General features: G+C 57.8%; 21 protein-coding genes. All 21 read left to right on the forward strand.

Annotation, left to right across the window (positions count from 1 at the left end; genetic code table 11):
• Positions 1-2 precede the first annotated feature (2 nt).
• Positions 3-1139 carry an N-acetyl sugar amidotransferase gene (locus CHU94_RS16550; RefSeq protein WP_217901330.1) on the forward strand — a complete coding sequence of 379 codons (1137 nt, stop codon included), beginning with the start codon at positions 3-5 and terminating at the stop codon, positions 1137-1139.
• 20 nt (positions 1140-1159) lie between these two features.
• A complete protein-coding gene (asnB, locus tag CHU94_RS16555; RefSeq protein WP_094481896.1) occupies positions 1160-3016 on the forward strand; it encodes an asparagine synthase (glutamine-hydrolyzing) in 1857 nt (618 codons plus the stop codon).
• A 36-nt stretch (positions 3017-3052) separates the two neighbouring features.
• A complete protein-coding gene (locus tag CHU94_RS19665; protein WP_303396089.1) occupies positions 3053-3667 on the forward strand; it encodes a CatB-related O-acetyltransferase in 615 nt (204 codons plus the stop codon).
• Positions 3668-3672: 5 nt separating this feature from the next.
• Positions 3673-4809, forward strand: a complete 1137-nt coding sequence (locus CHU94_RS16565; RefSeq protein ID WP_255034044.1) for a glycosyltransferase family 4 protein — start codon at positions 3673-3675, stop codon at positions 4807-4809.
• Positions 4810-4832: 23 nt separating this feature from the next.
• The gene (locus tag CHU94_RS16570) at positions 4833-6077 is read left to right on the forward strand and encodes an oligosaccharide flippase family protein (protein WP_094481900.1); all 1245 of its coding nucleotides are present in this window, start codon (positions 4833-4835) and stop codon (positions 6075-6077) included.
• 49 nt (positions 6078-6126) lie between these two features.
• A complete protein-coding gene (locus CHU94_RS16575; RefSeq protein ID WP_094481902.1) occupies positions 6127-7467 on the forward strand; it encodes an O-antigen polymerase in 1341 nt (446 codons plus the stop codon).
• Complete coding sequence (locus CHU94_RS16580; RefSeq protein ID WP_094481904.1) at positions 7464-8288, forward strand: glycosyltransferase family 2 protein; 825 nt, start codon at positions 7464-7466, stop codon at positions 8286-8288. The genes CHU94_RS16575 and CHU94_RS16580 overlap by 4 nt, the downstream gene beginning before the upstream one ends.
• A gap of 55 nt (positions 8289-8343) precedes the next feature.
• Positions 8344-9477 (forward strand): N-acetyl sugar amidotransferase, encoded by a 1134-nt coding sequence (locus CHU94_RS16585; protein ID WP_094481906.1) that lies wholly within the window; start codon positions 8344-8346, stop codon positions 9475-9477.
• Complete coding sequence (hisH, locus tag CHU94_RS16590; protein ID WP_094481908.1) at positions 9474-10088, forward strand: imidazole glycerol phosphate synthase subunit HisH; 615 nt, start codon at positions 9474-9476, stop codon at positions 10086-10088. Before CHU94_RS16585 ends, hisH begins: the two co-directional genes overlap by 4 nt.
• Before the next feature lie 2 nt (positions 10089-10090).
• The gene (locus CHU94_RS16595; protein ID WP_094481911.1) at positions 10091-10843 is read left to right on the forward strand and encodes an AglZ/HisF2 family acetamidino modification protein; all 753 of its coding nucleotides are present in this window, start codon (positions 10091-10093) and stop codon (positions 10841-10843) included.
• A gap of 17 nt (positions 10844-10860) precedes the next feature.
• The gene (locus CHU94_RS16600; RefSeq protein ID WP_094481913.1) at positions 10861-12996 is read left to right on the forward strand and encodes a bi-domain-containing oxidoreductase; all 2136 of its coding nucleotides are present in this window, start codon (positions 10861-10863) and stop codon (positions 12994-12996) included.
• Positions 12993-14834 carry an alginate lyase family protein gene (locus CHU94_RS16605; protein ID WP_094481915.1) on the forward strand — a complete coding sequence of 614 codons (1842 nt, stop codon included), beginning with the start codon at positions 12993-12995 and terminating at the stop codon, positions 14832-14834. Before CHU94_RS16600 ends, CHU94_RS16605 begins: the two co-directional genes overlap by 4 nt.
• Positions 14831-16075: a glycosyltransferase family 4 protein gene (locus tag CHU94_RS16610; RefSeq protein WP_094481917.1), complete on the forward strand. Its 1245-nt coding sequence runs from the start codon at positions 14831-14833 to the stop codon at positions 16073-16075. Before CHU94_RS16605 ends, CHU94_RS16610 begins: the two co-directional genes overlap by 4 nt.
• A gap of 17 nt (positions 16076-16092) precedes the next feature.
• Entirely contained in the window at positions 16093-16689 is a 597-nt protein-coding gene (locus tag CHU94_RS16615; protein WP_094481919.1) for a sugar transferase, read from the forward strand.
• Positions 16686-17306: an acetyltransferase gene (locus CHU94_RS16620; RefSeq protein ID WP_094481921.1), complete on the forward strand. Its 621-nt coding sequence runs from the start codon at positions 16686-16688 to the stop codon at positions 17304-17306. Before CHU94_RS16615 ends, CHU94_RS16620 begins: the two co-directional genes overlap by 4 nt.
• 29 nt (positions 17307-17335) lie before the next feature.
• Positions 17336-18511 (forward strand): DegT/DnrJ/EryC1/StrS aminotransferase family protein, encoded by a 1176-nt coding sequence (locus CHU94_RS16625; protein ID WP_094481923.1) that lies wholly within the window; start codon positions 17336-17338, stop codon positions 18509-18511.
• 28 nt (positions 18512-18539) lie between these two features.
• Entirely contained in the window at positions 18540-18905 is a 366-nt protein-coding gene (locus CHU94_RS16630) for an H-NS family nucleoid-associated regulatory protein (protein ID WP_094481925.1), read from the forward strand.
• The gene (locus CHU94_RS16635) at positions 18895-20760 is read left to right on the forward strand and encodes a nucleoside-diphosphate sugar epimerase/dehydratase (RefSeq protein WP_094481927.1); all 1866 of its coding nucleotides are present in this window, start codon (positions 18895-18897) and stop codon (positions 20758-20760) included. The genes CHU94_RS16630 and CHU94_RS16635 overlap by 11 nt, the downstream gene beginning before the upstream one ends.
• A 91-nt stretch (positions 20761-20851) precedes the next feature.
• Positions 20852-21751 carry an acetylglutamate kinase gene (gene argB / locus CHU94_RS16640; RefSeq protein WP_094481929.1) on the forward strand — a complete coding sequence of 300 codons (900 nt, stop codon included), beginning with the start codon at positions 20852-20854 and terminating at the stop codon, positions 21749-21751.
• A 60-nt stretch (positions 21752-21811) separates the two neighbouring features.
• Positions 21812-22498: a response regulator transcription factor gene (locus tag CHU94_RS16645; protein ID WP_094481931.1), complete on the forward strand. Its 687-nt coding sequence runs from the start codon at positions 21812-21814 to the stop codon at positions 22496-22498.
• 19 nt (positions 22499-22517) lie between these two features.
• The gene (locus tag CHU94_RS16650; protein WP_094482821.1) at positions 22518-23948 is read left to right on the forward strand and encodes a sensor histidine kinase; all 1431 of its coding nucleotides are present in this window, start codon (positions 22518-22520) and stop codon (positions 23946-23948) included.
• The last annotated feature ends 5 nt before the right edge of the window (positions 23949-23953 follow it).

Below are 23953 nucleotides of genomic sequence, written 5' to 3' on the forward strand. Positions count from 1 at the left end.
CTATGGCTTATCAGATCTGTACACGCTGCATCATGGATACCAGCGATCCGGACATCGAATTCGATGGTGCCGGAGTTTGCAACCATTGCCGCAATTTCGACGAGAATCTGCGGCCGCAGTGGAATCCCGAAGAGAGCGGGCGGCGCATGCTGGATCAGATCGTGGACCAGATCAAGGAAGAGGGGCGGGGCAAGCCCTATGACTGCGCTATAGGTTTGAGCGGTGGGGTCGACAGTTCTTATCTCGCCTATGTGGCGCGTAAGGAGCTGGGTCTGCGTTTATTGGCCGTCCACGTCGACGGCGGATGGAACTCGGAGTTGGCGACTCGCAATATCGAAAACATTGTGCGCAAGCTCGACATCGACCTGCACACCTATGTGGTCGATTGGAAGGAGATGCGCGATTTGCAGCGCGCCTTCGTTCGTGCCGGCCTAGCCAACCAGGATGTCCCGCAAGATCACGCCTTCTTCGCAGCCTTGTACAGCAATGCGCAGTCGTACGGTTTGCGCTATGTTCTCAGTGGCGGCAACATCGCGACCGAGTCGGTGATGCCAGAGGAGTGGGCCTACAACGCTATGGATCTACGTCATCTGGAGGCGATTCACCAACGCTTCGGCAGTGGTCCGCTGAAGACCTTCCCACGTGTGGGCTTCTTCCGCTATTACTTCTGGAACCGTTACGTCAAGCGCATGCGGGTGGTCCGCCCGCTGAATTTCATGCCATACGTTAAGGACGAGGCCATAGCGCTCTTGGAGCGAGAGCTAGACTTCCAATACTACGGCGGCAAGCACTTCGAGTCGCGTTTCACGAAATGGCAGCAACTCTATTATCGCCCTCGCAAGTTTGGTTACGACGAGCGGAGGGCCTACCTCTCCAGCCTAATCCTTTCCGGGCAGACGACGCGTGATCAGGCCCTAACCTCACTGGCCGGCGACGTAGTGAATGTGAAGCAGGCGGAGAAGGACACGGAATACATCCTGAAGAAACTCGATCTCTCCGAGGATGAGTTCGCCCAGATCATGGCCCAGACGCCCAAGACCTATCGAGACTATCCGTCGAATTTCGCACTATTTAACTTCAAGACGGCAGTGCGAGATTGGTTGCGCGCCAAAGGCGTCGTTTTGCACCCTAATTCCTGAGCCGATCGGTACACCCTGATATGTGTGGAATAGCCGGCTATATTTCTTCCCTCGGTAAAGAGGTGCCCGTTGAATTGATCCAGCGCATGACGGATGCGGTTGCGCACCGCGGGCCGGACGGCCAAGGCATATGGCGGCAGGGGCCAGTTGCGCTGGGGCATCGTCGACTTTCTATCTTGGATCTGTCCGAATTGGGGCGCCAGCCCATGGTGGATGCAGAATCCGGCTGCGTCATCAGCTACAACGGAGAAATTTACAACTACTTGGAGCTGCGCCAGGAGTTGGCCAAACGTGGGTATCAATTCCGCTCCGGCACTGATACCGAGGTCATCCTCAAGGCCTATGACTGTTGGGGACAAGCCTGCGTCGAGCGGTTCAACGGCATGTGGGCCTTTGCTATTCACGATCCGCAGCGCGGCATAGTCTTCTGCTCTCGGGATCGGTTTGGTGTCAAGCCCTTCTATTACGCGGAGTCCGCCGGAAGCTTTGTCTTTGGCTCGGAGATCCGTCAACTGCTGCCCTTGTTGCCAAAAGTGGAAGCGGACGCTGGTGTTCTGTTCTCTTTCTTGGCTGCGCGCATGGCAGAAGACCCGCAGCGTACTTTCTACGCTGGTGTCTGCAAACTGCCTGGTGGGCATAACCTCGTATTCGATCTGACCGCGAGGAAATATACGGTCAAACGCTATTACAGTCTAGAAGCAAAGGCCAATTACTCCGAACTCGATTTTGGGGCAGCCTTGGAAACCTTTCAAGGTTTGTTCCAGGATTCGATCCGTCTTCGCTTGCGGTCGGACGTAAGGGTAGGGACCTGTCTGAGCGGAGGCTTGGACAGCTCGAGCATTGCGACTCTGGCTGCGGAAGCCTACGGGCGGCAGAGCAATCAGGCTTTTTCTGCCATTACGGCTATCAGCGAAGACCCGGCCACGGACGAATCACAGTTTGCATGCCGGATTGTCGAGAATTCCGGGTTGGACTGGATTACGGTTAAGCCGGGTTATATAGAGTTTCGAGATACGATCGATGCTGTAGTCAGGGCGCAGGAAGAGCCGTTCGCCAGTGCCTCCATAGTCATGCAGTACTTCGTCATGCGTGAGGCTAGGCGCGCCGGCATTCCCGTTCTGCTGGACGGGCAGGGTGGCGATGAGGCCCTGCTAGGGTACGACCGTTACTTTGCTGACCACTTACTGCAGTCTCTAATGGATGGGCGACCTGCACAAGCGTTCGGGGTCCTTACGGGGATACGTCGCAATGGCCGGAGGGGAGCCTTTAGAGCCTTGTTGCGTAACCTGCTGTATTTTCACGCCCCCGGTTTACGGCGTATGGCCAATAGGGATCAGTTGTCGCTATTCCGGCCGGAGTTTGATCCGCTCATCCGCGTAGCGGGCGGTTCCACCAGAGTGTATGACGGACTCTTTGGGATGCAAAAGCAGGAAATCGAACGCACTAATCTGCCCGCGCTGCTCCGTTACGAGGACAAGAACTCAATGGCGCACTCGATAGAGACGCGACTCCCCTTTCTTGACTATCGTCTGGTGGAGTTTGCGACGTCCGCATCGACTGCAGTCAAGCTGCACGATGGTTGGGGAAAATACCTGCTGCGTAAGTCAATGGAAGGGCGGATGCCCCCAGACATCGTTTGGCGCAAGCACAAGTTTGGATTCGAGGCGCCGGAAACACAATGGATGCGGTTGCATGAGCAAGAGATCCGTTCGGCGATTAGTTCTTCTGCATTGCTGCGCCAGATATTTAAAAAAGGTGTATCAGACAATGAGCGCTATGCGCAGCTGAATACCGGGCTGTGCTGGCGGTTGTTCTCAGTCGCGCGTTGGGCCGACGAGTTCCAGGTTCGGACACTGGACGAACAGCATGCAAAATAGATTATTTTTCGCATATTGCGAATCGAGAGGAGCCTAGTGTTTTCGCTGAGCTACATTTTGTCCAGATTACTTAAAAAGGCTCGAGGCAGTGCCATTGCAGACAGTCTGATCCATTCGACGTCGAAGATCGAATCGGGAAGTACGGTCGTTCGGACAACATTTGATCGACACTCATTTTGCGGCTATGACTGCACTTTTGTTGACTGCGAAATCGGGGCATTTTGTTCGATCGCTAGCAGGGTGACCGTCGGTGGCGCGCGGCACCCTATCGAATATGTTTCGACCAGTCCAGTGTTTCTCGCGCATCGGGATAGCGTCAGTGCTAAGTTTTCCCGTCATCCCTATGAATGGCGCCCCAAAACAGTGATTGGAAGTGATGTGTGGATCGGGGAGAACGTACTTATAAAGGGTGGGGTGACGATTGGGCACGGTGCGGTGATTGGCATGGGCAGCGTCGTGACCCGGGATGTTCCGCCGTATACCATCGTAGCGGGAAATCCGGCCCGTCCGATCCGCATGCGATTCAAACCTGAGACTGTTTTGGCGATGCTGAAGTTGGCGTGGTGGACGCTTCCGGACGAGGATCTTCGTCGGTTGGCACCGGGATTCACTGACCCGGAAGCGATGCTCAGGCAGGAGGGCCTGCTTTGAGAATCGTGCATGTCTGCCTATCCTGTTTTTACATTGACGGATTCGCGTACCAGGAAAATGAGTTGGTCAGGCAGCATGTCTTAGATGGCCATGACGTGACTGTCATTGCTTCGACAGAGACATTCGGTCAGGACCGTTGCTTGACATACTTGGAACCCGGAACGTACATAGGCAAGGATGGCGCCCAAGTTATGCGGTTGCCGTATCGTGGGCTCTTGCCGCACAAGGTTATGCGCAAGCTGCGTTTACATCCTGGGGTGCATGAACTGCTCGAGCGGATCAAGCCTGGAGTCATCTTGTTTCATGGGCTTTGCGGTTGGGAGCTGCATGCCGTAACCCGATACAAACGGGAAAATCCTGCGGTTAGGCTCTATGTTGACAGTCATGAAGACCAGTACAACAGCGCAAGAACTTTTCTCTCTCGGTGGCTTCTGCATCGTCTTTATTACGCGTGGATTGTCCGCCGCTGCCGTAACTATTTTGACAAGATTCTCTGTGTTTCTCTGGAGACGATTGTGTTTGTCCGGCAAACGTACGGTGTACCCGCCGAGCAGCTTGAGTTTTACCCCTTAGGGGGGAGGGTATTCGATGATGCCGAATATCAGGTGCGCAGAACCAGAGGGCGCAATGATGCCGGAATTGAGTCCAATCAGGTCATGCTGCTTCAGTCCGGCAAGATGGGGGTTCGCAAACACCTCTTGGAAAGTTTGCGTGCCTTCGTGGAAATCCCGGACGTCAATCTGCGCTTTGTGATTGCGGGATCTATGGACGAAGACGTCCGCGAAGCCGCTATGGAGTTGGTCGCGAAAGATCCGCGTATTCGGTTTGTAGGCTGGAAAACAGTCGAGGAGCTCAATGATCTGCTGTGTGGCGCTGATGTTTATGTTCAACCGGGCACTCAGTCGGCCACCATGCAGATGAGTCTATGTGCGCGTTGCCCTGTCATTCTTGCCGATGTGCCCAGTCATCGGCCTTTCGTGGACGGGAATGGTTGGATGGTTCGCGACGATGTGGGGCTGGGAGCAGCTTTCGCAGAGCTGGCAAAGAACAAGCAAGAGTTGCAGTCAATGTCGACTCGATCACTGGATATTGCGCGTAAACTGCTTGATTACCGGACCTTGGCGCGGCGGGTCCTCGCGTAGTTTTAGAAGAAAGAGGTCGGCAAATGGGGGGGGCAAAGAATCTAGTCGCTTTAACGGCGATTCAGGCGTCCAATGCCGCGTTGCCGCTATTGATCTTCCCCTACGTGCTTGCTGTCGTTGGAGCGGATCTATATGCAAACATTGTTCTTACAGAAGCGATTGCCATGCTCGTCGTTGCTGTGGTTCTCTACAGCTTTGAAATAGATGGGGTGAGGCAGGTTGTCGGATTGGATGTGAGCAGTGACGGGGGGCGGATTTCGAGAGTCTTCAGCGGAATATTGGGTATCCGGATGTTGTTGTTTTTGATGACATCGCCCATTGCTTTGTTTCTTGCATGGGCAATTGATCCTCAGTTGCTTCCTTTGATGATCTGCTGGTTGTTGCTGCCTCTAAGCTATGTGCTTCAGCCGGGTTGGCTCTGTCAAGGTCTTCAAGACAATGCGTTTTTGGCTGTTACGGTGGTTGGTGCGAGGCTGACGGCGGTAGTGATTTTATTTTTTTTCTTGGATAAGGGAAACTACCTGCTAGTGCCGCTGGCAGTTGCCGGATTTTTTTTAGTCGGTGTTGTGCTCGCTCTGATTTACTCAATGCGCCGTTTCAGAATTCACGTCGAGTGGCTGACTTGGGTAGAACTGAGTCAGATGCTGTCTTCCGGAAAGTACATGTTTGCTTCCAATCTCTCCGTAGCTTTTTATCGGGATGTGAATGTTTTGATTTTAGGTGGGTTGGGTGGCTCCAGCGAGGCGATCGCAAGCTATTCGATGGCCGAAAAAATCATCAAAATGGCTCAAGCTGCAATTCGTCCAATCAATCAAGTCTATCTTCCGAAGGTCTTGTTTTTGACAAAGGGTGTAATGTATCCCAGCAGGGTGATGCTGGGCAAGATAATGGCCCTTACATGGCCTCAAGTGGCTATTTTGGCCAGTGTTTTCTTTGGCGCAGCAATTTTTTACGGCTGCGCGGAAAGTAGGCTAAGTTGGCTGCAACGATTAGAAAATAGAGGAGAGATTCTATTTCTTGTTTCGGTCATGACCTTTGCAGCATTCGCTGGGGTGGCAAATTACATGCTGGGTATGGTCGGTTTGAGTAGTTTGGGGGCGTCGAAGTTTTTTTTTAGGGCTGTTCTTTTTGTTGGAGTTTGCAATCTGGCGATGGCCTCGCTGGCAATTCTTTTATTTGCGCAGTTGGGTGCGGCCATCAGCTTTGTGGTTGCAGAGATGCTTTTGTTCGGGTTGGTTGTCACAAAATATGCAAGGGAGCGGAAATGACAGTATTTCAGATTGCCAAATATATGACTGAGATGACGAGAATGCATTCATGATTTCTCAGAAGCTGCTGGCGATTTTCTTTAGTTTGTTGATACTGGGGCAAGCATGGCTTGTCAGGCGGCATGTCGGCACCTGGATATTTCCAGCCAGTATATTAGGGCTGTTTTGGTTTGCATATACTTTTATCCCTTTAGTGTTGATGTTCCAAGTGCCAGTCGAGCCAATGGCGATTGGTTTCATCCTGGTGAGCTGTTTGGCATTTTCGTTCTCGGCACTGATTTTTAATTGGCGTAAGTTATACCAGGCTGGGGAGTCAGCCGTCTCTCCCATTCGATATGACACCATTTTTCTGCAATTGACCTTTTACGTGCTTAGCTTGACGGCCATCACCTGCATGATCGTGAATTGGAGTTTACAGGGATTCACGCTACGGGAGATTGTTTTTGATTTCTATCAAACCGCAGTCAAATACTTAACGATGAGAGTTCGAGGTGAGGTGTCGAAAAATATCGTTTCACAACTCGGAGTGGTGTTGACCTACCCAGCGGCGGCTCTCGGCGGTTTGTTGTACGGCGCTCGGCGCAAGGATGATGCGGCGGTTTCGGTGGTTATATTTGCGATGGCACCATCTATACTGGCGATGTTGGTAGAGGGTAACAAGGGAACGCTTTTTCTGGCTATGGCCCTGTTTTGGGGGGGTATTCTGGTTTGCAAAGTCAGCAACAATGACCGGAAATTATTTGGCCAGATTTCTTGGGTCAAACTTCTGCTTGTTGCAGTCATTCTGCTTGGTATGGTGTCATTCGCCTTTCTTGCGCGCATAGGAAATAATTATTTAGATACTGGTCAAGAGATCGAGCAAATGATCATGTATTTTTTGTCTTATAGTTGCGGCCACTTGTATGCATTTTCAGATTGGTTTTCTTGGGTGCTCGGTAAGCCGGCGGTTTCAAGTTATTCCGATACTTTCGATGGCGGGGGATTCTATACATTCATGGGTTTTTTTCGTCTCTTGGGTGATGACCGTATAGTGATGCCGGGAGTCTATGGTGAATATTACGTATACAAAAACCTGCTTCACTCAAACATTTACACCATATTTCGGGGGCTGATCAACGACTTCGGCTTATTGGGGGCGGGCCTATTCTGGGCCGCGCTCGGGCTTATCTCTCATGCGATGTTCCGGATGCTCGTTTTGGGGAGGTGTCGTGCTCTGCCAGCTTCATTCTTTATTTATCTGATCGGCTTTTTCTATACATCTTTCATCATCAGCCTATTAATATGGAATAGTGCTTTGGCGAGTTGCATCATCACTGCAGTCATCCTGTTGGGTAACGAGTGGTTCTGTGAGAGAGGTGCGAGGCATGGAATGTCGGTGGGGCGAATATGAAAATAGGGTACGTTTGCACAAACTACAAGAATTCGCAATACACCAGGCATGCGGTTGAGAGCCTGTTGCGCAATGCGGGGCATGAAATTCAGATCGTCGTTGTCGATAATGCATCCGGACCGGAGCATGTGGCTGATCTTAGGAGGATTGCTGATGATTTTGGAAATGTCACTCTGATATGCAGCGAGGAGAATCTTGGCTATTTTTCGGGTCTTAATCTTGGTATCCGTTATCTCCGCGAAGCGGTTCCAGAAATTGATTGGTTGATTGTCGGTAATAACGACCTGCAGTTCCCGGTGGACTTTCTAGATCGAGTCCAGAAAAAATTATTTCATTTGGTCGGACATGCCGTGATATCCCCTGATATCGTAACGATCGAAGGTCAGCATCAGAATCCTCACGTGATCTCTGGCATCGGCAAGATTCGGGAGTTGTTCTACGACCTATATTTCTCCAACTACTATCTCGGAATGGTCGTTATCAAGGCGGCGAAGATGCTGCCTTGGCTCTCGGAGCGCAGAGATGAGCGACAATGGGGAGTGCCGCAGCACATATACCAAGGGCATGGCTCCTGTTATCTGCTCGGCCCCAGATTTTTTGAGAAATTCGACGAACTCTGGGCGCCGACGTTCATGATGTATGAGGAGTATTTCCTTAGCAAGCAGTTGGGCGATGCAGGTATGAAAGTGTATTACGAGCCGGCCATCGTAGTGAAGCACGATTGTCACGGCTCGTTGAGGGATGTGCCTACTCGTAAGCGATGGGAAATGGCACGGCAGGCGCACAAGGAATATCGGAAGTTCGTAAAGATTTTTGGTTGATCATTGAACGGCATGCGCTTTGCATGTCTTTCGATAAATTCAGTAAAGAGGTGGAATGAGCTCATACCATATATGCAGTAACTGCGTGATGGACAGCAGTGATGGTCAGATAGTATTTGACGAACACGGAGTATGCGACCACTGCATTGGTTTCAAACGGGATGTGGCGCCGAACTGGCACCCCGATGATCAGGGCAACGCGTTGTTTCGTGCAATGGTAGGCAAGATCAAGCGTGAGGGCGAGGGCAAACCCTTTGACAGCATTATCGGGATGAGCGGTGGCCTGGACAGTTCCTATCTGTTGCACCTTGCTGTTTCTGAGTTTGGCCTGCGCCCCTTGGTCTTTCACGTGGACGGCGGCTGGAATACCGACATCGCTGTAAACAACATTCAGATGCTGGTGGACAAGCTCGGGCTTGATCTGTACACGGAGGTCATTAATTGGGAGGAGATGCGCGATTTCCAGCTGGCCTTCTTCAAATCTGGTGTCCCGCACCTTGATATACCTCAAGACCACGCCTTTATTGCCACCTTGTACCACTTCGCCAACAAGCACAACATTAAGTACATCCTTAACGGTGGCAACTATGCAACCGAGTGTGTGCGTAACCCGCTGGAATGGCTGTACTATGGCACCGACATGGCGCAGATCAGGGACATACACCGACGTTTCGGTGCGCGTGCGCTTAAGACATACCCGTTCAGCAATGTCCTGTTTCACAAGGTCTACCTGCGCTATATCCGGGGTGTGCAGGTGGTTAAGCCCCTGAACTGGCTACCTTACACTAAGGAAATCGCGATCAGGACTTTGTCGGAAAAGTACGGATGGCGTCCTTATCCGCAAAAGCATTTCGAATCGCGCTTCACCAAGTTCTACGAAGGTTACTGGCTGCCCACGCGATTCGGCTACGACACCCGCCGCGTTCAGTACTCTAGTCTGATTCTTACGGGCCAGATGACGCGCGAGGAGGCGCTGGAAAAACTCACGCGGCCAGCCTATGACCCAGCCACGATCGATGAAGAATTCGAGTACATCGCTACAAAGTTGGGTATCACGGTCGATGAGCTGCGTCATTATCACACTATGCCGTTGAAGACCTATAAGGACTACCGCAACCAGGAGTGGCTGTTTGATCTGGGCGCAAAGACGCTGAAGTGGCTTGGTGTCGAGAGGGCTGTCAAGCGATGATCGCGATCATCGACTACGGATCCGGAAATGTTGGCGCGATCGCCAACATTTACAAGCAGCTAAGGATTCCGCACAAGATCACGGGGGACGTGAAAGAGCTGGAAGAGGCCGAGCGCTACATCCTGCCCGGTGTGGGCGCGTTCGATGCCACGATGGGCTATCTGAACCAGTCCGGCATGATGGCTTTGTTGAACGAACAGGTGCTCGGGCGACGCAAGAAAGTGCTGGGCATCTGCGTGGGCATGCAGATCTTGGCCGAATCCAGCGAGGAGGGCGTTTTGCCTGGCCTAGGCTGGATCCCGGGGCGGGTGCGCAAGATCGATATTTCTTCGTTGTCGGCGTCGCCCAGGTTGCCGCATATGGGCTGGAACACGGTGTCCCCGCGCCCGGGAGCATCGCTGTTCGACGGGGTGGAAGAGGCCCAGGGCTTCTACTTCCTGCACAGCTATCACTTCGAGACCACTGACGCGGCGGATGTGTCTGCCACGGTCGACTATGGTCGCAAGCTGGTGTGCGCCGTAGAGCACCGAAATGTGTATGGCATGCAGTTCCATCCCGAGAAGAGTCACGCCAACGGCGTGAAGGTTTTTCGTAATTTCGCGGGGTTGTGAGCATGCTGCGTTCCCGGATCATTCCCTGCCTGCTCATGCACGACGGAGGGCTCGTCAAGACATGTCAGTTCAAGGATCCGAAATACGTGGGCGATCCGTTGAATGCAGTCAAGATTTTCAACGAGAAACAGGTCGACGAACTGATGTTCGTCGACATCGATGCCAGCGTGCACGGCCGCTCACCCGATCTCGCCTTGTTGCGTAATCTGGCAGGAGAGTCTCGCATGCCCCTGTGCTACGGCGGCGGCATTTCCAGCGCGAGCCAGGCGGCCCAGATCATCGCGCTCGGCTTCGAGAAGGTGTCGATCAGTTCCGCGGCGCTCAAGCGACCTGAGCTGATCCGCGAGATGGCGCAGGCCGTCGGTGGGCAAAGCGTGGTGGTTACCCTGGATGTGCGCCGCAACCGCCTGCTGGGCGGCTATTCCGTCTACACGCACAACGGCAAGGAGCGGCACAAGATCGACTGGCTGGAATTCTGCCAGCGGGCCGTGGAACTGGGTGCGGGCGAGATCGTCATCAATGTGATCGATCGTGACGGTGAAATGCAGGGGTACGATCTGGACCTCGCCCGCAAGGTCCGGGCGACGGTCTCCACGCCGCTGACCCTGCTGGGCGGGGCCGGCAACACCCAGCACATGCAGGAGCTCATCGACGCCGTTGGAGTGGTCGGGGCCGCTGCCGGCAGCATGTTCGTTTTCAAAGGGCCCTACCGGGCCGTGCTTATCAATTACGCACGTCCGGCCCGTTTGCGTTGAGCTCTAAGGATCGATTGATGAAACAGATATTGCAGGACATGGGCAAGGGGGACACCTACATTGCCGAAGCACCCGCGCCTGCACTAAGCGCCGGCACCGTGCTGATCCACAGCACGGTCAGCCTGATCTCGGCAGGTACCGAGCGCATGCTGGTCGATTTTGGACGCGCTTCCTACCTGGAGAAGGCGCGTCAGCAGCCGGAGAAGGTGCGCATGGTGCTGGACAAGATCCGTACGGACGGACTCATGACGACTATCGAGGCGGTGCGTTCCAAGCTGGCGCAGCCGCTGGCTCTAGGTTACTGCAATGTGGGTGTGGTGACGCAGGTTGGCACCGGGGTCGACGGACTGAAGGCCGGGGATCGCGTGGTCTCCAACGGGCCGCATGCCGACGTGGTGAAGGTGGGCAGGAACCTGTGTGCACGTATACCGGACGGCGTGGACGACGAGTCTGCGGCTTTCGTCGTGGTGGCCAGCATCGGCTTGCAGGGAATGAGGCTGGCGCAGCCGACGCTGGGTGAGGCCTTCGTGGTCACGGGCGCGGGTCTGATCGGTCTGCTGACGGTGCAGTTGCTGCGCGCGCACGGCTGCCGGGTGCTGGCGATCGATTTCGATGAAGGCAAGCTGGCCCTGGCCCGCCAGTTTGGCGCCGAGACCTGCAATCCAGGGCGGGGCGAAGACCCTGTTGCTGCCGGTCTGTCGTTCAGCCGCGGACTAGGGGTGGACGGCGTCATCATCACTGCATCCACCCAGTCAAGCGATCCGGTTACGCAGGCGGCGCGCATGAGTCGTCAACGCGGCCGTATTGTGCTCGTCGGTGTCACAGGGCTCGAACTAAACCGCGCTGACTTCTACGCCAAGGAACTGAGTTTCCAGGTTTCCTGCTCCTACGGTCCCGGTCGCTACGACCCCGCCTATGAAGAGCGTGGGATGGACTATCCGCCGGGATTTGTGCGCTGGACCGAGCAGCGCAACTTCGAGGCCATCTTGGACATGCTCAATTCCAGGCAGCTGGACGTCGGGCCTTTGATCACGCACCGTTATGCCTTCGACGATGCGCCGGCGGCCTATCGGCAGCTGACCGAAGACAAGAGCGGACTGGGCACTCTGCTGAAGTACAGCGCCGCAGCGGTTGTGCGTGATGTACGCAGCGTGTCCCTGCGTCCCGAGCAGCAGTTTGATATCGCCCGTCCAGTGCTGGGTTTCATCGGCGCTGGCAACTATGCTTCGCGCATGCTGATCCCCGCCTTCAAGGCGGCAGGGGCGCAATTCCACACGATCGTGACTTCCGGCGGCATCAGTGGCGTCATTCATGGAAGCAAGGCTGGCTTTGCCGAGGCGTCCACCGACATGGTGGGCATGCTGGCCGACCCCGGCATCAACACGGCCGTGATCGTGACCCGCCACGATACGCATGCGCGTTTCGTGGTGCAGGCCCTGAGGGCCGGCAAGCATGTGTTTGTCGAGAAGCCCCTGGCCCTGCACGCGCAGGAGCTGGCTGACGTGCAGGCCGCTTACACGCAGGCCCATGTCACGGGCCGTGGGCCGCAGCTGATGGTCGGCTTCAATCGCCGCTTCGCGCCCCAGGTACAGAAGATGAAGGCCTTGTTGGCGTCCGTGAAGGAGCCCAAGTCCTTCATCATGACCATGAACGCCGGCGCCATTCCCGCCGGGCACTGGACGCAGGATGCGGGTGTGGGCGGCGGGCGCGTCATCGGTGAAGCCTGCCATTTCATCGACCTCATGCGCTTTCTCGCGGACAGTCCGGTCGTCTCGGTCCAGGCGCGACGCATGGGGGACACGCCCGGGATGGCGGTCACGGAAGACAAGGCCTCCATCACCCTGGGCTTCGCAGACGGCTCGTTCGGCACCATCATGTACCTGGCCAATGGTGCCGCCGCCTTTCCCAAGGAGCGCGTGGAGGTATTCACGGCGGGGCGCACGCTGCAGCTGGACAACTTCCGCAAGCTGCGCGCTTACGGCTGGCCGGGCTTTAGCAAGCTCAACCTGTGGCGCCAGGACAAGGGGCAGAACGCCTGTGCCGCTGCCTTCCTGCAAAGCGTGCAGCAAGGTACGTCGGCGATCGCATCCGAGGAAATCTTCGAGGTGACGCGCGTCACCATCGAGGCGGCAGAGCTGCTGCGCCGGCAATGAGCCTGCTCCTGACGCGGTTGCGTACGGCATGGGCACTGGGTGTGCCGAGCATCGCGCGAGTGCTGGCCTATCGCGCGAGTGTCCGTACGGGTCTGAACCCGGTGCGCCGCCTGCGCGCCGCTGTGCCCGTCGGTCTGCTTTTCCGGGCTGTCGAGCCCGGCTTACCGCCGGTGGATGTGCCGCCGGCGAGCGCCTGGTCAGGTGGCGCCAGTCTGTTCGGTCGCTGGGAGATCGCGTTCGGTGACAGGCCGCCGGACTGGCTGGCAAATCCACTCACGGGACAACGCTTTCCCGAGCCGGAGCGGGCGTGGTGGCAGATTCCTGATTTCGATCCGCGGGTCGGTGACGTCAAGCTGATCTGGGAGCTGTCGCGCATGGATTGGGTACTGGCGCTGGCGCAGCGGGTGCGCCAGGGCGATGCCATGGCACTGGCGCGACTGAACGCATGGCTGGCCGACTGGTGCCGGTACAACCCGCCGTATCGGGGCCCCAATTGGAAATGCGGCCAGGAGGCGTCCATCCGGCTCATGCATCTGGCCATGGCGGCGCTGATCATGGGGCAGACCCGCAAGGCCGAGCCGGCCTTGCGCGATCTGATCTATCTGCATCTGCAGCGCGTTGCGCCCACCCTGTCCTATGCGATGGGGCAGGACAACAACCACGGAACCTCCGAGGCCGCGGCCATGTTCATGGGGGGCAGCTGGCTGCAGGCGCTGGGTGTGCCGCAGGGCGCGCGCTGGGCCCGTCAGGGGCGTCGCTGGCTGGAAAACCGCGCGATGCGTCTGATCGCCCGGGACGGCAGTTTCAGCCAGTATTCCTTGAACTATCACCGCGTGATGCTCGACACCTTCAGCATGGTGGAGGTCTGGCGTCGGCACATGGCGCTGCCAGCGTTTTCAGCGCAGTGGTCCGCCCGCGCGCTGGCCGCCATGCGCTGGCTGCACGCCATGGTCGATCCCTACAGCGGCGACGGTCCTAATGTCGGCGCCAATGACGGGGCGCGGCTGCTGCAGCTGACCGAGACGCCATATCGCGATTTCCGACCCAGCTTGCAGTTGGCCGCAGCGCTGTTCGCGCAGCGCCGCGCCCTGGAGGCGCCGGGCGCGTGGGACCATCCTCTGAGCTGGCTCGGCGTGCCCTTGCCCTCCGATGTGCTGGCGCCGGCGGCCGGTCTCCGTGCGGACGGCGGCGGCTTTGCCGTTCTGCGTCGTGGACAGGCCATGGCCATGCTACGCTATCCGCGTTTTCGCTTCCGGCCCAGTCAGGCCGATGCTCTGCATCTCGATCTCTGGCTGGATGGCGACAACTTGTTGCGTGACGCTGGTACCTACAGCTACAACACGCAGGCAACGTGGATGGACTATTTCGGCGGAACGGCCGGCCACAACACGGTGCAGTTTGACGGCCGGGACCAGATGCCGAGGTTGGGGCGTTTTTTGTGGGGTGACTGGTTGCGGACATCCGATGTCGGGGATCTGGTCGACGACGAGACGGGTTTGTGCTTCGCCGCGGCCTACCGCGATTCGCAGGGGGCCAGCCATCGGCGGTATGTCCGTCTGACGGGCTCGTCCTTGTGCGTCGAGGACGAGGTGGCCGGGTTCGAGCGGCGCGCGGTCCTGCGTTGGCGCCTCGCGCCCGGTGCCTGGGTCCTGGAGGGGGGGCGTCTTACGAATGGGGCACATATCCTGACGGTGCATGGCAGCATGCCTATCCTCCGCTGCGAGATCACAGAAGGCTGGGAATCCCGGCACTATCTCGAGAAGACGCCGACGCCCGTGCTCGAGATCGAAATCCAGCAGGCCGGCACCTTGATGACAGACTATCGGTGGGCCGCATGAGGGTTCTTTATTTTCATCAGCACTTCTCCACGCCGCGCGGCTCCGTCGGCATTCGTTCCTATGAGATGGCGCGTCGTTTACTGGCGCGTGGCCATCAGGTCACGATGGTGTGCGGCAGTTACGGTGGCGGCGAGACCGGCCTGACGCAGCCGTTTGCACGGGGATGTCGTCGCGGTCAGGTCGACGGCATCGACATCATCGAGTTTGACTTGAGTTATTCCAACAGCGATGGATTTCTCAAGCGCACGCTGACTTTCCTGAAGTTCGCCGCACGCAGCGTTGGCTTGGTGCTCAGCGAGCGATACGACCTTGTGTTCGCTACGACAACGCCATTGACCGCTAGTTTTCCGGGCATCTTCGCGCGTTTGCTGCGGAGCAAGCCCTTTGTGTTCGAGGTGCGCGATCTGTGGCCTGAACTTCCCAAGGCCATGGGGGCGATCCGAAACCCACTGGTGCTCTGGGCCATGTCCGTGCTCGAGTGGGTCAGCTACCGCTCGGCGCATCGTCTAATCGGCCTGTCGCCCGGCATCGTGGAGGGCATCGCCCACCGCGGCGTGTCCTCGCAGCGCATCCTCATGGTTCCCAACGGCTGTGATCTCGACCTGTTTAGCGCACGCCCCGAACACTGGCGTCCGCAATCCATCGGGCCCAACGATCTGATGGCGGTATTCGCCGGTACGCACGGCATGGCCAACGGTCTGGATGCCGTGCTGGATGCCGCCGCGGAGCTCAAGCGCCGTGGGCGCGTCGATATCAAGCTGCTGCTGATCGGCCAGGGCAAGCTCAAACCTGCCTTGCAGGCGCGTGCGCAGCGCGAAGGTCTGGACAACGTGGTCTTCCACGAGCCAGTCAACAAGGCTCGCCTAGCCGGCCTGATGGCTGCCACGGATCTAGGCATGCAGATCCTGGACAACGTTCCGGCTTTCTACTACGGCACCTCGCCGAACAAGTTCTTCGACTACATTGCGGCGGGCCTGCCAGTGTTGAACAATTACCCGGGCTGGTTGGCCGAGCTGATTGAGCGGCATGGTTGCGGATTTGCCGTTCCGCCCGCCAGTCCTTCCGCCTTCGCCGATGCGTTGGAGCGGGCAGCGGCTGATCGAGGCGAGCTCAAGGCCATGGGCCAGCGAGGGCTGGCCCTGGCCCGGCAGGAGTTTGATCGGCGTCGCCTGGCCGACCGGTGGGTCGACTGGCTGGAAGAGACATGGGGCAAGCAGGCAACACATCCCGGGTCAAAATGACGAGACAATACCCGTATATGGCGAAGCGATCGATGGATGTCCTGGTGGCTGGCATGGCACTCCTGCTGCTGGCATTGCCTTTGCTGGTGCTGGCCAGTCTGGTTCGTGTCCGTCTCGGCAGTCCCGTGCTGTTCCGCCAGGTCCGCCCCGGCCTGCACGGGCGCCCCTTCATGATGGTGAAGTTCCGCACCATGACGGATGAGCGCGGCGCGGACGGCGAGTTGCTGCCCGATGCCCTGCGGCTGACCCCTTTTGGCCGTTTTTTGCGCGCCAGCAGCCTTGATGAGTTACCTGAATTATGGAATGTATTGCGCGGCGAAATGAGTCTGGTTGGTCCGCGCCCCCTATTGATGGAGTATTTGCCTCTTTATTCACCCGATCAGGCGCGTCGCCATGAGGTGCGACCCGGCATTACGGGGTGGGCCCAGATCAATGGCCGCAATGCGGTGAGTTGGGACCAGCGTTTTCAACTGGACGCCTGGTATGTCGACCATCAGTCTCTCTGGCTTGATGTAAAGATACTCTGGCTGACAGTGCGGAAAGTCCTGATTCGCGAAGGTATTAACGCTCAAGGCGACGCTACGATGCCGCGTTTTACTGGGAACAAGTCATGAAGCGGTTGGCACTTTTGGGGGCCAGCGGCCATGGCAAAGTGGTGGCGGATGTCGCGCTAGCGGAAGGTTGGGAGGAGGTAGTTTTCTTTGATGACGCTTGGCCAGCACGTTCGCACAATGGACCTTGGCCCGTTGTTGGGAATAGCCCTGCATTATTGGCGCGCCTCCATGAGTTCCAGGGTGTGGTAGTTTCCATTGGAGACTGTGTCGTGCGCTGGGGCAAGCACTTGGAACTGCGTGCGGCGGGAGCACCTTTGGTTACCTTGGTGCACCCTAGGGCTACTGTCAGTCGCTACGCCAGTTTGGGGCGCGGGTCGGTTGTAGTGGCCGGTGCGGTGGTCCATATAGATTCACATATTGGGCAGGCGGCGATCATTAACACCGGAGCGACGGTGGACCACGACTGTAATCTTGCAGACGGTGTCCATATCTGCCCTGGCGCGCATCTTTCTGGCAACGTCCAGGTGGGGCATTGCACAATGGTGGGTGTTGGCGTAGCGATCAAGCAAGGCGTCGTGATTGGAGGCCACACAATCATCGGCGCTGGTGCCGTGCTTGTTCGTGATGTGGAGGATTGTGTGGTTGTTGCCGGCAATCCTGCGCGCAATTTGCGTTGATTTGTTCGGATAGTTTTTAGTTCAAATTTATGTTGAATACGGAGTTTTCACCTTGGCCAAAATTCACTGACGAGGAGGTTGACGCCGTAGCGGGTGTCATGCGTTCCAACAAAGTGAACTATTGGACCGGATCTGAGTGTCGAGAGTTTGAAAAAGAATTCGCGTTGTGGTGTGGGACTCGCTATGCCATTGCTCTGGCGAATGGAACCCTGGCATTGGACTTGGCACTGAAAGGGTTGAGTATTGGGCCGGGTGATGAGGTGGTTGTGACTCCCCGCACCTTTATTGCCAGCGTCTCTTGTGTAGTGAATGCAGGTGCAATCCCTGTATTTGCAGATGTGGACCCCGATAGCGGGAATCTGTCTGCGGCCACAATCAAAGCGGTATTGACCCCCCGTACCAAGGCGGTAATTTGTGTGCATTTGGCTGGCTGGCCGTGTGACATGGATCCCATCATGGCGTTGGCGACGGAGCGCGGCTTCAAGGTCATTGAAGATTGTGCCCAAGCACATGGTGCCCGATACAAGGGGCGAAGTGTCGGGAGTATCGGTCACATAGGGGCCTGGAGTTTTTGCCAAGACAAAATTATGACCACGGGGGGCGAGGGTGGCATGGTTACCGTTAACGACGAGTCGCTTTGGCGTTCCATGTGGGCGTATAAAGACCACGGGAAAAGTTACGCGTCGGTCTATGAACGTCCACACCCACCTGGATTTCGATGGTTGCATGAGAGTTTTGGTACCAACTGGCGCATGCTGGAAATACAAGCTGTGATTGGGCGCATCCAGCTGAAGCGATTAAAGGCTTGGACTGCACGACGTGCCGAGCACGCGGAAAAAATACTTGCAATTTGCCGCTCGTTTAATTGTGTACGGGCTCCGGTAATTCCTGTAGATCGGGAGCATGCCTGGTACAAATGTTATGTGTATGTAGTGCCCGCTAATTTGAAGAGCGATTGGAGTCGCGACAGAATAATTGCAGAAGTTAATGCGCGTGGTGTTCCGGCTTACCAAGGGTCATGTTCGGAGGTGTATCGGGAGCGTGCATTTGATGGAACTCCGTGGCGACCTCAGGAGCATTTGGTCGTAGCAAATGATCTGGGTGAAACAAGCTTGATGTTTTTGATTCACCCTACTTTGACAGATGCAGAAATTAACAAGACTTGTGCGGTATTGCGTGCAGTATTGTCTGACGCTTCTGCATAATCATCCATTTCTGATTTATGAGGTACTTATGTCCAATTTGATCGACATCCAAAGCCAAATAGAAAAACTGCAAAAGCAGGCCAGTGAAATCAAGGCCAAGGAATTCAATAGTACGGTGCAGGATATTCTGGCCAAAATGCAGGCCTTTGGTATTACTGTCAAAGATCTGCAAGGGGCGAAGCCTCCGCATGCGGGCAAAAAGGGTACTGGTAAAAAAGCTGGCAGTTCCGCCAAATCTGCCAAGGTCAGTAAGAAAGCCGGTGTGGTCGTTGCTGCCAAGTACCGTGGTCCCAATGGGGAAACCTGGTCGGGCCGTGGCCTGACACCCAAGTGGTTGGCCGCTTTAATTGCTCAGGGACAAAGCAAGGAATCTTTCGCTGTCAATGCTCAATAACTGCCAGGTGTTGGCTTGGCCGCGTGCCGCCAAGCGCTTGGCCGTAATTACATTGGACGTGGTGCTGGCGTTGGTGGCAACTTGGGTTGCCTACGCATTACGCCTGGACAACACCTATTACCCAGTGGGGGCGCAGTGGTGGGTCTACGGAGTGGCTCCTATGCTGGCCGTTCCCATTTTTGTCCGCCTGGGGCTGTACCGGGCCATTTTTCGGTACACCGGCCAAGCGGCTCTGGTTGCCACCGGCAAGGCGGTGGCCTTGTATGCCGGGGTGCTGACGACGGTGTTGCTTTGGCAACAATGGCCCGGGGTGCCCCGAAGTCTTGGTTTGCTGCAACCCATCGTGTTTTTGTTGCTGGTTGGCGCCAGTCGTGCCTTTGCCCGGTTCTGGCTAGCCGGCCTTGCTGCGCAGTCCGCTGGCGACCGGGGACGTTTGCTCATTTTTGGCGCAGGTTCGGCCGGAGCGCAGACTGCCGCCGCCTTGGGTATGGCCCGACACTACACGCTGGTCGGGTTTGTCGACGATGACGCCAGTAAGGATGGGCGCAGCATCAATGGGGCGCCGGTGCATGTGTCAGCCAAGCTGCTGCAGCTGGTGCGTGACGAGCAAGTCACCGACATCCTCCTCGCCATGCCCAATGCCACCCGCGAGCGGCGCAACCAGATCATTGAGTCTCTGCAGGGCCTGCCTGTACACGTCCGTACATTGCCCAGCATGGCCGATCTGGCCAGCGGCAAGGTCACGGTGCAAGACATCCACGAATTGGATGTGGAGGATTTGCTGGGCCGTGAGCCTGTGCCGCCCAATGCAGACCTGCTGGCCCAGGACTTGGCTGGGCAAGTGGTGCTGGTCAGTGGCGCGGGCGGCAGCATTGGCGGAGAGTTAACGCGCCAAATCGTGTTGCAGTGTCCACGGCAGTTGCTGCTTTTGGAGCACAACGAGTTTGGTTTGTATGCCATCCACCAGGAGCTGGAGGGCATTTGCAAATCTCGGCAGCTGTCGGTGGAGTTGGTGCCTTTGCTCGGTAGCGTGTCCAACCCCGAGCGTCTGCGTGCCATCTGTGATACCTACCAGCCGGCCACCGTCTACCACGCCGCCGCTTACAAGCATGTGCCCATGGTGGAGGACAACCCCGGCGAAGGCGTGCGCAACAACGTCTTTGGCACGCTGAATCTGGCCCAAGCGGCCGCGGCCAGTGGTGCGCGGCGGTTCGTGCTGATCAGCACCGACAAAGCCGTGCGCCCCACCAACGTGATGGGTGCGACCAAGCGCGTCGCTGAGCTGGTGCTGCAAGCTTTGGCGCAAGAGTATCCCGCTACCTGTTTTTCCATGGTGCGCTTTGGCAATGTACTGGGCTCCAGCGGCAGCGTAGTACCGTTGTTTCGTAAGCAGCTCGCCGCCGGCGGGCCGCTGACGGTGACACACGAAGAGGTAACGCGCTACTTCATGACCATTCCTGAGGCCGCGCAGCTGGTGCTGCAGGCCGGAGCCATGGGGCAGGGCGGTGACGTGTTTGTGTTGGACATGGGCCAGCCCGTGAAGATCATGGATTTGGCGCGGCGCATGGTGCAGCTATCGGGCCTGTCGGTGCGGGATGCAGCGCATCCCACGGGGGACATCGAGATTGCCGTCACTGGCCTGCGCGTGGGCGAAAAGCTATACGAGGAGTTGCTGATTGGTGACAACCCACAGCCTACCGCGCATCCGCGCATCATGAAAGCCCACGAGCCGTTTATGCCCTGGGCCGTGTTGCAGCGGGAGTTGCAGGTGCTGCTGCAAGTGGCCAATGCCAATGACGCAGCCGCTATCAAGGCCTTCATGGTGCAGCACGTGCAGGGCTACCAGCCCGCCTGAGGGCTCCGGCCGTCGGGCTACCGCAAGGATCTGATCCGGCAATGCGGCACAATTCGCGCTTCAGTTCCCGAACCCACTACGGACTTTGACCATGTCTGACTCCAGCGCCGCAGCCCCCATCGCTCCTTTTGACAAAGCCCAAATCCTCGCCCAGGCCTTGCCGTATATCCGCAAGTTCCACGGCAAGACCATGGTCATCAAATACGGCGGCAACGCCATGACCGACCCGGCGCTGCAAAAGGCGTTTGCCGAAGACGTGGTGCTGCTCAAGCTGGTGGGCATCAACCCGGTGGTGGTGCACGGCGGCGGCCCGCAGATCGAGAGCGCGCTCAAGCGCTTGGGCATGCAGGGCCAGTTCATCCAAGGTATGCGCGTGACCGACGGCCCCACCATGGACGTGGTGGAGTGGGTGCTGGGCGGTGAGGTGCAGCAGGACATCGTGGGCCTGATCAACCAGGCCGGTGGCAAGGCCGTGGGCCTGACCGGGCGCGATGGTGCCATGATCCGGGCGCGCAAGCTCAAGATGCTGGACAACAACGACCCTAGCAAGGAACACGATGTGGGCCAAGTGGGCGACATCGTCAGCGTGGACCCCAGCGTGGTCAAGGCGCTGCAGGACGACGCCTTCATCCCCGTTATCAGCCCCATCGGCTTTGGTGAACACAACGAGAGCTACAACATCAACGCCGACGTGGTGGCTGCCAAATTGGCCACGGTGCTGCAGGCCGAGAAACTCATGATGCTCACCAATATCAGCGGTGTTCTGGACAAGCAGGGGGCCCTGCTGACCGACCTGACCGCCAAGCGCATTGACGAGCTGTTTGTGGATGGCACTATCAGTGGCGGCATGCTCCCCAAAATTGCGGGCGCACTGGACGCGGCCAAGAGTGGCGTCAATTCGGTGCACATCATCGATGGCCGCGTACCGCACGTGCTGCTGCTCGAAATCCTGACCGATCAGGCCTTCGGGACCATGATTCGCTCGCATTGATTTGCTATTGAATCGATAGCTGTTTGCGCAATATCCACGGGGCTGGAGGCCTAAATTGCTATGAGATTGCTGCTGGTGGAAGACGATGTGATGGTGGCCAGCGGCATCAAGCTGGGCCTGTCAGACGCCGGGTATGCCGTGGACTGGGTGGGGAGTGCCGAGCGTGCGCTGGAGGTCACCCAGTCGGAGTCTTTCGATGTAGCCGTGGTCGACATCGGTCTGCCGCTGATGGACGGTCTGGCGCTGACGCAGGCGCTGCGCAAGGGCGGGCACAGCATGCCGGTGTTGATCCTCACCGCCCGGGATGCCTTGCAGGATCGGGTGCAGGGGCTGGACATGGGTGCCGATGACTACATGGTCAAACCCTTTGAGTTGCCCGAGTTGTTGGCCCGGCTACGTGCGCTGCTGCGTCGCTCCCAGGCTGCCACCTCCGCTACGCTGAGCTTTGGCCCGCTGGAGCTGGACACGGCCCAGCGCCAGGCTTGCATTCGCGCCGCAAGTGGCAGTGTGCAGCCGATTGAGCTGGGGCCCCGCGAATGGACCGTGATGGAATACCTGCTCTTGCAGGCCCCCAAGCCCGCCAACAAAGACAAGCTGTTGCAGGCGCTAACCGGCTGGGACAAGGAAATCACCCCCAACGCGGTCGAGGTTTACATCTCGCGCCTGCGGGGCAAGCTGGAGCCGCATGGCATCGCGCTGCGCTCCATCCGCGGTTTTGGCTACCGGCTGGAACTGCTGACAAGCTGACGCTGCCATGACCAGCGGCATGTCCTCCGGCCTGCAGCGGCGCCTGTTGCTCTTGCTGCTGCTGCCACTGCTTTTGCTGGCCATGCTCAACACCTGGTTCGACTTTCGCAGCGCCGACAGCGCCGCGCTGGAACAAGACCGCCAATTGCTGAACCTCGCGCCCTTGTTGGCCGACTCTGTCATCGCAGGGGGCGCCAGTGTCGAAAATCCGCCGGTGCTGCTGACTGCTCCGCCGGTGGATGAGTTCTTGAGCACCCGGCCCGAACTGGCTGCCTTTGCGGTGGTCAGCCTGGAGGGTAAGGTGCTGGTGGGCAATGACTGGTTGACAGGGCTGCCACCCACCACCAAAGAAGCCGAGTTTTCCAGCGAAGAACACCAGGGGGTGACTTACCGCATCGTCAGCCAGCGGGCCAAGACGGCGGCTGGCGAGTTGGTGGTGCGCTTAGCAGATGGTTCAGACCCGCGCCAGCAATGGCTGACCCTGCTGGCGCTCAAGGTGGTGCTGCCCAACCTGGTGCTGGCTGTGGCGGGCTTCTTCGCCGTGAACTGGGCGGTGCGTACCGCGTTGCGGCCGCTGCTGGAGCTCAAAGACGCCGTGGAGCGGCGCTCTCCACGTGATCTGTCGGCGCTGGACCCGGACGCCTCCCCTGACGAAGTGCGCCCCCTGGTGCTTTCGCTCAACCGCCTGTTTGGCTTGGTCAATGCCCAAGCGGAGAGCCAAGCCCGTTTTGTGGCTGATGCGGCCCACCAGTTGCGCACCCCGCTGGCGGGTCTGCAAGCGCAGGTGGAAGCATGGGCACAGGCCGTCACCGGCTCCAAAAATGCATCAAATATGCCTTTGACCACCGTGGATTCTGCGCAAGCAGCTATTACTTTAGGAGCGGATCAGGTGCTGCGCCTGCGCCATGCAGCGCGGCGCACCTCGCAGCTGGCCAACCAGCTTCTCGCCCTGTCGCGGGCCGATGCCCGCAGCGCCCAGGCCCAGCCGCTGCAACGCGTGGACCTGCAGCAACTGTGCGAGGCCGTGCTGGAGTCGCTGCTCGAGGCCGCAACCCGCAAAGACATCGACTTTGGCCTGGAGGTCGCCCACGCCCACATCAGTGGCCAGGAATGGCTGCTGCGCGAGCTGCTGGTCAACCTCGCCGACAACGCACTCAAGTACACGCCGGCGGGCGGGCGTGTCACCTTGCGCTGTGGTCTGCGCCCGGCGACAGCGGACGCCACACCCACGCCTTTTTTGGAGGTGGAAGACGATGGTCCGGGCATCGCGGCGCACGAGCAGCGGCGTGTGCTGGAGCGTTTCTACCGCGTACCTGGCACTGCCATTGAGGGCAATGGCCTGGGCCTGGCCATTGCGGACGAAATCGCGCGTGTGCACCGCAGCCATCTGCAGCTGGCTAGCGGGGCGGGCGGGCGCGGTTTGCGGGTCTGGCTTTGCTTTGCCCTGTGAGCTCC

The organism is Rhodoferax sp. TH121, assembly GCF_002251855.1.
Taxonomy (GTDB): Bacteria; Pseudomonadota; Gammaproteobacteria; order Burkholderiales; family Burkholderiaceae_C; genus Allorhodoferax.